This is a genomic window from Candidatus Polarisedimenticolaceae bacterium, assembly GCA_036275915.1.
GTDB lineage: Bacteria > Acidobacteriota > Polarisedimenticolia > Polarisedimenticolales > DASRJG01 > DASRJG01.
This window is the reverse complement of record DASUCV010000009.1, coordinates 108,533-121,674: the sequence shown is the minus strand read 5'-3', so window position 1 is coordinate 121,674 and position 13,142 is coordinate 108,533. Positions and strand designations below refer to the sequence as shown.

Sequence of the window (13,142 nt, the reverse complement as noted above, 5' to 3'; positions counted from 1 at the left end):
CTCAGTGTGGGGGGCTTCGAGATGAAACGCACTCTTAGCGTATCGCTGGCGCTGGCGCTCGCCCTGATGGCGAGCTCGGTCTCGTGGGGACAATCCGAGGCGCCGGCCGAGGGGAAGCGCGGCGACATGACGGTCGGCCGCGAGGTGTTCCACGACATCTCGCCGCCGCTCATGCTCATGCCTCTGCCGGAAAGGCCCGCTCCGTACATCGAGCACGAACCCGGACGGATTCCGCTGTCCGGAACGCCGGCAGGAGCCTCGGGCCGGACCGAGCCGGACCGGAACGAGATGAGACCGGCCGGACCGGCCATGCCCTCGACGAATGTGAACGTCCTCGGCCAGGGCCAGGATTGGACGGGGTACTACGTCGGCGCCATGCCCCCTGACACGAACGGTGATGTCGGCCCGCAGCACTACATCCAGCTCGTCAACAGCTCGTTCGAGGTCTTCGACAAGTCCGGGAAGCCGTTGTACGGCCCCTACGCCACGGCCGGAATCTGGCAGGGAGTTCCAGATTGCGGCGACCACAACGACGGCGACGGCATCGTGCTCTACGATCCGATCGCCAATCGCTGGGTGATATCGCAGTTCTCGATCCACCTGACGTCCGGATACCTCGAGTGCGTCGCCGTCTCGGCGACGGGGGATCCGATGGGGCAGTGGTATCGCTACGCGTTCTCCTACGATCAGCTTCCCGACTATCCCAAGCTCGGCGTGTGGCCGGACGCGTACTACGTCAGCTACAACATGTTCGACAGCTCCAATCACCTCGTCGGCGGAAAGGTCTGCGCCTTGGACCGCGCGAGCATGCTCGTCGGACACTACGCGACCCAGGTGTGCGTCGACGTGCAGACCGCCGGCTTGTTGCCGGCGGACCTCGACGGGGACGTTCTTCCTCCGCCCGGCGCGCCGATGCCGTTCGTCGCGATCAACCCGAGCGACAGCGCCTCGCTCCTCGCCTGGAATTTCCACGTGGACTTCGTTGATCCCTGGCGACTCTCGACGTTCGTGCCGATGCCGAACATTCCGGTCCCGACCTGGTATCAGCACTGCGGGTCTTACCCGTGCGTTCCCCAGCCGAACGGCGACGATCTGTCCGCCATCGACGATCGCCTCATGTACCGGCTCGCGTACCGGAACTTCGGCGACCACGACGCGCTGGTGGTGAATCACACCGTCGAGACACCCGGGACACCCGTTTCCACGACCGGGGTCCGCTGGTACGAGATCCGGTCGCCGTTCACGAAGCCGTTCGTCTTCCAGCAGGGCACGCAGTGGGCCGACGACGGCGCGTACCGGTGGATGGGAAGCGCGGCGATCGATCAGGCCGGTGACATCGCCCTCGGGTACAGCCTCTCCAGCAGCGCGCTCACTCCCCAGATTCGTTACGCGGGGCGGCTCGTGTCGGATCCTCGCGGCACGACGCCTCAGGGCGAGGCCACGCTCTTCGCCGGTGCCGGCTCTCAAGGCTACTTCCGTTGGGGCGATTACAGCATGATGGCGGTCGATCCGGCGGACGATTGCACGTTCTGGTACACGAGCGAGTACGAGCCGGCGGACGGCTACTTCAACTGGGACACGCGCGTCGGCGCGTTCAAGTTCCCGGGCTGCCCGGGGCCGGTGACCGCCGTCTCGAACGGTCCGGTGTGCGCGGGCGGGACGCTCCAGCTCGCGGCGCGCGGTCCGAAGACCGGCACGTACACGTGGACCGGTCCGAGCGGCTTTACCTCTTCCACGAAGAACCCGGTGCTTTCGAACGTCACGGCCGCGATGGCGGGGATCTACACGCTCACGCACACCGTCGGCGGCGTTCCGACCGAGATCGTCGCGACGGGCGTCGTCATCGTTCCGAACGGGGGACTCTGTAGCGACGGGAACGCGTGCACGGAAGGCGACAGCTGCCAGGCCGGGGCGTGCGTCGGCGGAACCCCGAAGGTGTGCGCCGCGACCGCGTGCTCGGCCGCCGGCACGTGCGATCCCGCGACCGGCCTCTGCCCCGCGCGGCCCGACGGCACGGTTTGCAATGACGGGGACCCCTGCGTCTATGGCGATGCGTGCCGCTCCGGGGTGTGCGTCGCGCAGTCGTCGACGACGACGGCGACCCCGGTGGCGGTCTCAGGCCCGGTCGCGGCAGCCGTGGACGATCTCAACTTCGACGGGATCCCCGATCTCGCGGTCGTCGGCGGAACGGCGGGGACGCTCCAGCTCGTGGTGGGTCTCGGGGGCGGCGCGTTCTCGTCCACCGTAACGGTTCCCGTGGGCCCGGAGCCTTCGGCGGTCGCGACCGGCGACTTCACGTGGAACGGCCTTCACTCGGTCGCCGTCGCGGACGCTCAGACCGGTCTCGTGACCCTCTACTCGCCGTTCGGTTTCACCCCGATGGGGTCCACGTACTACGGCGGTAACGGAGCCTCCGCGATGATCGCCGCCGACTTCAACGGCGACGGTCACGACGATCTCGCCGTGGCGCTGAACGGCGGCGTCTCGATCCTCCTGAACGTCGCGCCGAACCAGCTCTACTTCTCTTGGCAGGAACCCGCCGGCATCGGGCTCACGTCGATCGCCGCCGGCGACTTGAACGGCGACGGTTTCGTCGATCTCGCCGTCACCGGCGGCGGCTCGAACGACGTGACGATTCTGCTCGGCGACGGCACGGGAGGACTTCACGCGATGACCGGCTCGCCGTTCCGCGTCGGAAGGGCGCCCTCGGGGGTCGCGCTCGGCGACTTCGACGGTGACGGCGCGCTCGACCTGGCGGTCGCGAACCGCGACTCGAGCGATGTCTCGATCCTCTTGAACCGAGGGAGCAGCGGGTTCTTCCCGGCGCCGGGCTCGCCGATTGCGCTCGATGAGAGCCCGCTCTCCATCGCCGCCGCCGATTTCAGCCGCGACGGCCGTCCCGATCTCGCGATCGCGGGATCCGACGGCACGCTCACGCTCCTCTCCGGCGGCGGAGGCGGGCGCTTCGGAAAGCAGCAGGTCGGGACGTATCTCGGGCTCTCGGCGGCGATGCTCCTCGCGCGCGATGTGAACGGCGACGGCAGCCCGGACCTCGTCGTCGTCAACAGGGGACAGGGAGCCGTCAACGTGGCCCTCGACCTGCCGTTCTTCGCGAACGGTGCGCGATGCGACTACGGCGACGCCTGCACGATGGGGAGCTGCTCGGCCGGGGCGTGTCAGCCGGGCACGGCGCCGAAGGATCTTGACGCCGACGGCCACATCGTCGCCGGCTGTCCCGGCGGCGACGACTGCAACGACCTCGACGGTACCGTCTGGCACCCGCCGGCGGGAGTAACGGGGCTCACCGTCAGCGGGCAACACCCGACGTCGATCGCCTGGGCGAGCCAGGCCGGCACGAGCGGGCCGGGGACGGTCTACGACCTCGTCGTGGGATACCTGTACAACCCACCCGTCTTCTCGAACTCCGCGTGCCTCGAATCCGGCGGCGGCACGAGCTTCATCGACATCTACGCCGATCCGCAACTCCACAGCTTGTTCTACTACCTGTCGCGCGCGAGGAACAGCTGCGGAACCGGCACGTGGGGATCGAGCCTGGCGGACGCGACAATGGCGCCGTGCCCGTGAGCTAACGCGGCGGATACTTCGCGTGCTTGGCGATCTTCGGGTCGAGCAGCTCCCACGGCTGCGCGCTCGAGACGAAGATGTCGAACGCCGGACGGAAGACGCTCGGGTCGTCGAGGCTCGACGCGGTGACGCCGACCCAGTCGCGAGGCTCGGTGGTCTCGCCGCCGGTGATGCGCGAGCCGCAGTCCGCGCAGAAGCCGCGCTTGTGCTGCCCGGTTCTCTCGCTCGGGAGGAGGTGGTAGCGCAACGCGCCCTTCGTCACGCGGAACGCATTCGAGGGAAGAAGCACCACGGGGACGGAAACTGCGCCGGAGACCTGCTGACAGGTCCGGCAGTGGCAGTTGAACATCGCGATCGGCGGCGCGGTGCACTCATAACGCACGGCGCCGCACGCGCAGCCGCCGGTCAGAGGGAGGTTCATCGTTCGAGTCTACTCCGGGATAGACTCCGCGCGGCATGTCGCTGTCTCCCGGCTCACGACTCGGTCCCTTCGAGATCCTCGCTCCGATCGGAGCGGGAGGCATGGGCGAAGTCTTCCGCGCCCGCGACACGCGTCTCAACCGCGACGTCGCGATCAAGGTGCTGCCCGCGCTCCTGACGCAAGATCCCGAGCGCGTCGCGCGCTTCCGGCGCGAGGCGCAACTCCTCGCTGCGCTCAATCACCCGAACATCGCGCTCATTCACGGGCTCGAAGAGGCCGACGGCCGCGTCGCACTCGTGCTCGAGCTGGTCGACGGCGAAGATCTCGCCCAGCGCCTGAAGCGGGAACCCATCCCGGTCGCCGAGGCGATCGGCATCGCGCGCCAGATCGCCGAAGGCCTGGAATCCGCTCACGAGAAGGGGATCGTCCACCGGGACCTCAAGCCGGCGAACATCAAGATCACGAGCGACGGCACGGTGAAGATCCTCGACTTCGGTCTCGCGAAGGCGTACGAGGCGGACACGTCGAGCACCGACTCGATGAACTCGCCGACGATGACGCACGCGATGACCGAGGCCGGCCTCATCCTCGGCACCGCCGCGTACATGAGCCCCGAGCAAGCCCGGGCGCGCGCCGTCGATAAGCGCGCCGACATCTGGTCGTTCGGCGTCGTCGTTTGCGAGATGCTCATGGGCAAGCACCTCTTCGAAGGCGAGACGGTCAGCGACACGCTCGCGTCGGTGCTGCGGCAAGACATCACGCTGAGCGCGCTGCCGACGGACACTCCATCCCGCGTGAAGCGTCTCCTCGGGCGCTGCCTCGAGCGCGACCCGAAGAAGCGCCTCCGTGACATCGGCGAGGCGAGGCTCGTTCTCGAGGACACGACGCCGGAGCTCGCAGCGGTGGCAACGACGCCGGTTGCGACCAAGAAGGCGTCACCCGTACCGATCGTCATCGTCACCGCGATCGCTGCGGCGGCCGTCGGTGCCTTCGGATGGGGAGTGCTTCACCCGGCCGCGAAACCGCAGAAGACGAGCCTCTCGATCGCGCTCCCGCCCGGCCAGGTCCTCTCCGGGAACGGTGGCCCCGCGATCACGCGCGACGGACGGCTCATCGCCTACGCGGCGCGCGACAGCTCCGGCGTCGCGCGCCTGTACTTGCGCTCTCTCGATCGCTTCGAGGCCGCCGCCGTGCCCGAAAGCGACGGCGCGCAAGCGCCCTTCTTCTCTCCGGACGGATCGCGGGTCGGCTTCTTTGCGCACGGCAAGATGCTCACCGCCGCCGTCTCCGGCGGTGCGCCTACGCCGATCGCCGACGCCTCGAATCAGGCGATGGGAGGCACGTGGGGAGAGGACGGCACCGTTGTCTTCGCACCTTCGCTGTCGGCCGGCCTGCTGCGCGTCCCCGCTAGCGGCGGCACCGCACAGCAGCTCACGCAGCCCGACGGAGGTGCCATGGGTTACGCCCACAGCCGTCCGAGTTTCCTCCCAGGCGGCAAGACGCTCCTGTTCACCCAGTGGGGTGGGTCGAAGGTCGACGAGCGTGGCTCCGTCGTCCTCGACCTGAAGTCCGCCGCATGGACGCGCATCACGACCGGCTTCGGAACGGTGCGCTATGCACCCAACGGCCGGCTCTTGATGTCCGGCCCCCAGGGTGTTCGTTCGGCGGCGTTCGATCCCGCGCATCCGCAGCGTCTCAATCCCGAAACGTTCGTGCTCGATGACGTCTACTACCCGATCGCGTGGTCCGACTCGTGGTTCACCGTCTCCGAGAGCGGAACGCTCGTCTACGTCCCCGGAGACCCGATACTCGGAACGCTGACCTGGGTGGACCTGGACGGCCGCACGATGCCCACCCTCGACAAGCCGATCTCGCTGAGCGATGCCGTCCTGTCCCCCGACGGACAGCGCATTGCTTTCCAGGACAAGGACGATGTCTTGTGGACGATGGACGTGCGTCGCGGCACGCGCCTGAGGCTGAATCGCGACGACGAGCTCACCAACGGCTATCCCGTCTGGTCGCGCGACGGCTCTCATATCTTCTTTACGTCGAACCGCAGTGGAGACTGGGAGCTCTACTCGGTTCCCTCCGGCGGCGGCCCCGCGAAGAAGGTGCTCACGCGCGAGGGCAACCAGTTCCCGCAGTCGATCGCTCCCGACGGAACCCTCATGTTCGCCGAGCGCTCGAAAGGCAGGATCGGGACCGATCTCCTGACGCTCGCCCCGGACGGCACCGTCACGCCGTTTCTCGACGCACAGCCCGCCGGCAAAGCCTGCGGCCAATTCTCGCCCGACGGGCGCCTGGTCGCGTACGTGTCCGACGAGAGCGGGCGCGAAGAGGTCTACGTCCGTCCCTTCCATGGCGGCGAGGCCGTCCCCGTCTCGACGGAAGGCGGCAACGGTCCGCGCTGGGCGCCCGACGGCAAAGCGGTGTACTTCCGGAGCGGCGACGCATTCTTCGCAGTACCGGTCACGACCTCCGGCTCTGCCGTCACCGTGGGCGACGCCAAGAAGCTCTTCGCGATGAAGGCGGCCCCGGGCCGGAGCATCCTGCTGCCCGGCTATTCCGTCTCATCCGACGGCAAGCGTCTCCTCGTGCATCTGCTCGACGCGAGCGCGATCCCGACGAGGATCAATGTCGTGGAGGGATGGTCGGCGAAGCCCTAGAACCGAAAGACCGGCACCACCGCGACGTAGTAGCCGCCGTTGAAGTCGCCGCCGGCATCGATCGCCACGTCGAGCCACTTCTTCACCCCGTACGCTGCGCCGACACCGAACGTCCACGGATGCGCGGGCCCCTGGTCGACCTCGAACGAGAGCGTGCCGCCGTCGGGATCGGCAACGGTGCCGGTCGCCTTGGCGAACGTGTCCCAATACGTGGCGTTGATCCACGTGCGGATCGGCCGGCCGCCGGCCTTGCCGTTCCAGCCGGCGCGCACCGAAGTCACGACGGCGTGGAAACGATCGTCGAATCCGAGGTTGGCCTGCGCCATGTTCACGTCGCCGGCGAAGAACAAGGGGCCGTAGCCTCCGGCGACCGTCACCCCGATCCCACCGACGGTGCCGGTCATCGATGTGGGAACGGTCAGGGTGCGCTGCCGCGGCGGCCCGTTGGGGAGGAGCGGCGGCAACGTCACGTCGATCGTCGTTTGCGATTCGTTCCAGATGTAGCCGGCGATCGCGTAGACGTTCAGGAACGGCAGAAGCCAGACGTCGAACTTGAGGTTCGCGTTGTTGACGCGAGCTTGGGCGCCGAACGCGGCGAAGTTGCTGACCGACTGCGGCGTGTTGCCGTTGCGTCCGACACGGACGTCTTGGATGTCGATCGAGCGGTCGAGGTAGTAGTAGACGACCCCGACGCCGAACGGTTCGGGCAGATCGATGCCGCGCTTCCTGGCTTCGTCGCCGAGAAACGGAAAGGTCTGCGCGTGGGCGGCGCCGGCTAGCAGCAAGAGGGCGAGCGCGGCGGCAGCACGATCAATACTGGCCATAACGTCCCTTCACGCTCTCGAGCAGCTTCGCCGTGTCGAACCCGATGCCGTCCTTGAACACGATCTCGACATTGTTGATGTCCCCGATCTTGGTCGAAGGATCGCCGCCGACGACGAAGAGGTCGGCGTCCTTGCCGGCCTCGATGCTGCCGATCGTCTTGTCGCGGCCGAGGAAGATCGCGCCGTTGAGCGTCGCCACGCGGATCGCTTCGGCTGGGGTGAAGCCGGCCTCCACGAGAAGCTCGACCTCGCGAAGGTCGGCGAAGCCGGGGATGGTGCCGCCGTTGCCGGTCGGGTCGCAGCCGGCGAGGAGGAGGCCGCCGGCCTTCGCGAAGGCGTGCTCCATGGCGAGGCCGCGCTGGAAGTTGCGGGTGACGCGCGCGGCGGACTCTGCGGGCTGCGACGCGGCGCGATTGCGCGCATACATGTAGGCCGTCCTCGCCTCCGTCGTCAGCGAGTCCATCGCCTTGGGGTTCAACGGCGGCCTATTCGGCATCCTGTTCTCGAAGACCGGCATCGTGGATGTGATCGCGACGTGGTGCGCGACAAGGCTGTCGATCAGCGCCTTCGCCTCGGAGCCGTCGGGCTCGATGCGGTCGATGAAGGCGTCGGAATGGGCGATCGGGCACTCGTCGGGCTTCTTGTCCGTGGCGCCGTCGGTGTTGACCATGAAGCCGTGCTCGAGGTCGTCGATGCCGGCCTCGATCGCTTCGGGATAGGTCACCGAGCAGAGGTGGCCGGTGATCTTGAGGTGCCTCTTGTGGGCCTCGTCCGCGGCAGCCTTCAGCTCGGCGCGCGTGATGTGCATGTACGCCTTGAAGCTCGTGGCGCCGGCGTCGGCCCAGAAATCGACGAAGCGGCGCGCGTCGTCGGCGTCCTTCAATTGATACATCTGCATGAAGAGCGTGCTCTTCCCCTGCAGATAGGGTGCAGTGACGTCCATGTGCGGACCGAGGAGCTGCCCCGCGTCGATGAGGTCGCGCAGGTTGATGTCGGCGAACCCTTCGACGCTGCCCGTCGTGCGGATCGTCGTCACGCCGTTCGCCAGGTAGAGGCGCGGCGCCGAGAAGGTCATCTGCGGCACGACGAGCGGGTCTTCGGAGTGTCCGGTCGCGTCGAGGTTCGGTCGCGCGACGTAGTACATGTGATCGTGCATTCCGACGAGGCCGGGGAGCACGGTCTTGCCCTTCATGTCGAGCACCGTCGTGTCGCTCGATGACGCGAGGTCGGCACCCGGTGCGATCGATGCGATCTTCCCGTTCTCGATCGTGACGTTGCGGTCGTCGATCGCGGGCTTGCCGGTGCCGTCGATGACGCGCACGTGCGCGAGCACGACGCGCTTCGCCTGGACCTTGACGTACGGCTTGAGGCCTTCGGCGAGATCCGCCGCCAAGGCGCAGGTGGACAGCACGATCGACACGGCAAAGATGGCGAGCATTTTCATGGTCGGCGTCCTCTCGTCTTCATGATGCCTCGGATCGACTCGTTCGCGGCCCGCCCGAGCACGACGAGGGCCGCGGCGGCGCCGGCGCTCACGGCGCCTTGATCGACCTCAGGTACGCGATCATGTCCGCGATCTCGGCGTCGGTTGTCTCGGGATACTCAGGCATGCGCCCACGGCCGGCGCGGATCGCTCGGGCGAAGTCGGGCGCGCGGTCGAGCACGTGCCGCCCCGCGAGGGCGACGCCCATCGTGCCGCCGCGCGCGTCGTCGGCATGACAGGGGGAGCAGCGGTCGGCGTAGAGGTCGCGACCCTTCTTGACGTCGCCGCCGCCGAGCTTGCCGTCGGGCGCGGTCGTGAAGAGCTGCGCCGCCTCGTGAGCCGAGATCGTCTTCGGCACGTAAGGACCGGCGTCGCGCGAGGCGACTCCGAGGAGTCCCGCCAGGAGCGGTTGAACCTCGTCGTCCTCGGTCGGAGCGCCCCACCCGCGCATCTTGTCGACGCTCTTCGGCCACTGCTTGTCGGTCAGGCGCTGCTGCGCGACGAGGTCGGCGGTGTGGCAGGCAACGCAATCGTTCTTGAGAAACGCGGTGTCGACGGGATGGGATTCGGGCACGTGCTGCACCTGCTGAGGAGGAGCCGTGCACGCGCCGGTCAGGACGAGTGCGATCGCGACGATCGCCGCCCTCACACGACCTCCCACTGCACGCGGTGCCACGCGTTCCAGAAGTAGCCGCTCGGATTCCACGAGAGCTTCTCGGGCTGCGTGTTCCCCTTCGCATCGATCGCGCGCGCCATCGCCTGCGCGTTGCCGGGTGAGGCCTTGAACCCGTAGCGGAAGACCTGCCACCGGCCGACCCCGGCCTCGCCTTCGAGGCTCGCGGTCTGCCACGTCGATCCGCCGTCCGTCGAGACGGCCACTCCGGCGATCGGCGCGAGCCCCGAGAAGGCGACACCCGCGACCTCCTGCGTGCCGCGCGGCGCCTTCCCGCCGTCGGCCGGTCGCGCGATGACCGACTTCACGGGGAAGGTGGTGAGCGAGGCCATGTCCTCGGGCTTCACGGCGGCGCCGGGCTCGACCGGCGACTTGGGCATCTTGTAGCCGGTCTGCATGTAGAAGCCGGCCGCCTCGGCGGCCTGGGGCCGGATCGTGCGCAGCCACTTCATCCAATGATCGCCGGCCCACCCCGGGACGACGAGGCGGAACGGGGCGCCGTGCGCGTGCGAGAGAGGCTCGCCGTTCATCTTGAGCGCGACGAGCGTCGTCACATCGAGCGCCCGATCGAGGGGGATGGAGCGGTGGAAGGCGGGCGTCGTGGGCTTCGGCTGGGCGTCCGCGCCTTCGAGCTGGACGTGCTTGGCGTCGGCGGGAACGCCCGCACGGTCGAGGATCTCTTTGAGGCGCACACCCGTCCACGACGCCTGGCCCATCGCGCCGTGGCCCCACTGCACCCCCGGAACGCGCGGCTCGATCAGCGAGCGGCCGTTGCCGGCGCATTGGAGGACCGCGACGACGGTCGTCTGCGGCATCGCGGCGAGATCGGCCGGCGTCAGATCGAGCGGCTTCGTTCCCTCGACGCGCAATGTGTGGGCGGCGCCGACGCGCGGGACACCGAAGTGGCTCCGCACGAAGAAGACGTCGTTCGGGATGACGAGCCGGTCGAACCACGCGATCGGCGTCTCAAGATTCTCGGGGAGAAGGCTGCGCACGATCAGGTCGTGCGCCGGCTCCGACGCCGCGAAGGCACGGGTCGAGCCTGCGAGCATCGTCCCGAGCGCGGCGAGCGTGCTCGTTTCCAGGAACTGCCGGCGGCGGATCATGCGCGGACTCTACAACGGCCCCCGGGGCCCGTCGGGGCGTGTCCATGATTTAACACCCGCCCTCCGCGGCTCCCCGCGTATGCTGTGACCACATCTGGGGGTGGAGGAGGGGGCCGCATGCGGAGCAGCAAGAGAGATCTCTTCATCGCATGGTGCGTCGCGCTCGCGATCGGTAACGCGCACGCGCAAGCCAAGAAGCCGAACATCCTCGTCATCTTCGGCGACGACATCGGCATGTGGAACGTCGGCGCCTACACGCACGGGATGATGGGGAAGACGCCCAACATCGACCGCATCGCGAACGAGGGGATGCTGTTCACCGATCACTACGGGCAGCCGAGCTGCACGGCGGGCCGTGCCGCATTCATCACGGGCCAGCTCCCGATCCGCACGGGAATGACGACGATCGGCATCCCCGGCTCGACGCGCGGGATCCAGAAGTCGGATCCGACGCTCGCCGAGGTCTTGAAGGCGCAAGGGTACGCGACCGCGCAGTTCGGCAAGAACCATCTCGGCGACCGGAACGAGTTCCTGCCGACGGTCCACGGCTTCGACGAGTGGTTCGGCAACCTTTACCACCTGAATGCGGAAGAAGAGCCGGAAGAGCTCGACTACCCGGGTCAGAAGAATCCGGAGTACACGAAGAGGTTCGGCCCCCGCGGCGCCCTCCACACGTGGGCGACCGACACCGACGATCCCACGGTCGACCCGAAGTTCGGCAAGGTCGGCAAGCAGCGCATCCAGGATACCGGGCCTCTGACCCGCAAGCGGATGGAGACGTTCGACGCCGAGGTCACGGCGGAGACGCTCAAGTGGCTCGACAAGAACGGCAAGGGAGACAAGCCGTTCTTCTGCTGGTTCAACACGACGGCGATCCACATCTGGTCGCACCCGCAAGAGAAGTACCTCCAGAAGGCGGTCGACGAGGGGCGCGCCGAGCAAGACGTGGTGCGGGCGAAGATGATCGAGCACGACGAGCAAGTCGGCCAGCTCCTCGACAAGCTGAAGCAGCTCGGCGTCGCCGACAACACGATCGTCGTCTACACGACCGACAACGGCTACGAGCTCTTGCTCTGGCCCGACGGCGGCTATGCGCCGTTTCGCGGTGAGAAGGGGACGACCTGGGAAGGCGGCGTCCGTGTTCCGTGCCTCGTGAGCTGGCCGGGCAAGATCAAAGCGGGGAGCGTCTCGAACGGCATCCAGAACCATGAGGACCTGTTCCTGACGCTGGCGTCGGCGGCCGGACTGCCGAGTCTGAAGGACGAGCTGCTGACCGGCAAGAAGCTCGGCGCGACGACCTACAAGGTCCATCTGGACGGTTACGACAACCTGCCTCTGTGGACCGGAAAGACCGACAAGTCGGCGCGACACGAGATCTTCTACTACGACGAGACCGATCTGATGGCGGTCCGCGTCGATGGTTGGAAGCTGCACATCGGTGTCAAGCATCACGGGTCGTGGTTCGACGAGAAGGCTTATCCCAGCGTGCCGTACGTCGTGAACCTCCTCATGGACCCCATGGAGCGGATGACGCCGGACTCCGAGGAGTGGCAGTACGTCGGGCGGAAGTTCGTCGCCCAGAAGCTGTGGGCCCCGACGGCGGCGGGCCCGTTCCTCGCGGCGCACCTCAAGAGCCTCGTCGACTTCCCGCCCAGCCAGGGGGCGGACACTTTGAGCATGAAGAAGGCGATCGAAGAGGTGATGAAGAAGATGGAGAACCCGCACGGAAGCAGCAACTGACGGCGCCATGCTGCCGGCATCTTCCCAAGATGCCGGCAGCGCACAGACTGAAAGCGCGCCGCCTCGCTATGACCCGCCTGGCACGCCTTCTGCGATTGCGTTGCGACGACGCAGTGCAACCCACAAGGAGGCCCGCCATGAAACGCTCGCTGACCCTCGCACTCTTGGTCGCCGGGGCGCTCGCTCCCGCGGCGCTCGCCGCCCCGCCCGACCTGCTCCTGCTCCATGACCCCTTCGTGCTCAATGGCGTTCTGCTCGCCCCCGGCGAGTACCGGTTTCAGATGAGCCGGGCGCTCGACGCGATCGAGATCCTGCGCGATCACAGAGTGCTCGCGACCGCGGCCTGCAAGGCGACCGCGATCGTGGTGCCGGTGACGCGCGACGAGGTCCATTCCAGGACGAATGCGGCGGGGAAAGAGGAGATCGTCCGCCTGGTCCTCGCGCATGCGCGTCTCGATCTCGATCTCAGCGAGCCGGCTCGAACGGCGTCCGCCGCGGTCGTCCTGCCGAGGGCGACGGAGGCGCGCTGAATGGACCGCTCGGTGGCCGGATCCGTCCGCTTGCGGGGGACGGCCGGCCACACCTTCCTTCCGGTGTCCCCGAACCTCGCCGGCGACCTTGCGGGGTCGCCAACGATCGTCATG

At 67.8% G+C, this 13,142-nt stretch carries 9 protein-coding genes; 4 read left to right on the top strand and 5 right to left on the bottom strand.

The features are described 5' to 3' along the window. Nucleotides 1-21 precede the first annotated feature (21 nt). Nucleotides 22-3,585, top strand: coding sequence for an FG-GAP-like repeat-containing protein (locus tag VFV19_07545; protein HEX4824152.1), 3,564 nt, complete (start codon nt 22-24; stop codon nt 3,583-3,585). Between the two features lies 1 nt (nt 3,586). Here the strand turns inward: VFV19_07545 and VFV19_07540 are convergent, their stop codons facing one another. Continuing rightward, the gene (locus VFV19_07540; GenBank protein ID HEX4824151.1) at nt 3,587-4,006 is read right to left on the bottom strand and encodes a GFA family protein; all 420 of its coding nucleotides are present in this window, start codon (nt 4,004-4,006) and stop codon (nt 3,587-3,589) included. 35 nt (nt 4,007-4,041) lie between these two features. Between VFV19_07540 and VFV19_07535 the strand changes: the two genes are divergently transcribed. Continuing rightward, nucleotides 4,042-6,672 carry a protein kinase gene (locus VFV19_07535; GenBank protein HEX4824150.1) on the top strand — a complete coding sequence of 877 codons (2,631 nt, stop codon included), beginning with the start codon at nt 4,042-4,044 and terminating at the stop codon, nt 6,670-6,672. Here the strand turns inward: VFV19_07535 and VFV19_07530 are convergent. The 4 genes from VFV19_07530 to VFV19_07515 all read right to left on the bottom strand — a co-directional run bounded on the left by VFV19_07530 (nt 6,669) and on the right by VFV19_07515 (nt 10,758). Then, nucleotides 6,669-7,496, bottom strand: coding sequence for a hypothetical protein (locus VFV19_07530; protein HEX4824149.1), 828 nt, complete (start codon nt 7,494-7,496; stop codon nt 6,669-6,671). The genes VFV19_07535 and VFV19_07530 overlap by 4 nt on opposite strands. Continuing rightward, nucleotides 7,483-8,940, bottom strand: coding sequence for an amidohydrolase family protein (locus VFV19_07525; protein HEX4824148.1), 1,458 nt, complete (start codon nt 8,938-8,940; stop codon nt 7,483-7,485). Before VFV19_07525 ends, VFV19_07530 begins: the two co-directional genes overlap by 14 nt. An 88-nt stretch (nt 8,941-9,028) precedes the next feature. Further along, a complete protein-coding gene (locus VFV19_07520; protein ID HEX4824147.1) occupies nt 9,029-9,628 on the bottom strand; it encodes a c-type cytochrome in 600 nt (199 codons plus the stop codon). Beyond that, entirely contained in the window at nt 9,625-10,758 is a 1,134-nt protein-coding gene (locus VFV19_07515; protein ID HEX4824146.1) for a sulfite oxidase, read from the bottom strand. Before VFV19_07515 ends, VFV19_07520 begins: the two co-directional genes overlap by 4 nt. Nucleotides 10,759-10,875: 117 nt before the next feature. On the opposite strand from VFV19_07515, the gene VFV19_07510 reads away from it, so the two are divergent. Then, on the top strand, nt 10,876-12,498 hold the full coding sequence (locus tag VFV19_07510) for an arylsulfatase (GenBank protein HEX4824145.1): 1,623 nt from the start codon (nt 10,876-10,878) through the stop codon (nt 12,496-12,498). 137 nt (nt 12,499-12,635) lie between these two features. Continuing rightward, nucleotides 12,636-13,028: a hypothetical protein gene (locus VFV19_07505; protein HEX4824144.1), complete on the top strand. Its 393-nt coding sequence runs from the start codon at nt 12,636-12,638 to the stop codon at nt 13,026-13,028. The last annotated feature ends 114 nt before the right edge of the window (nt 13,029-13,142 follow it).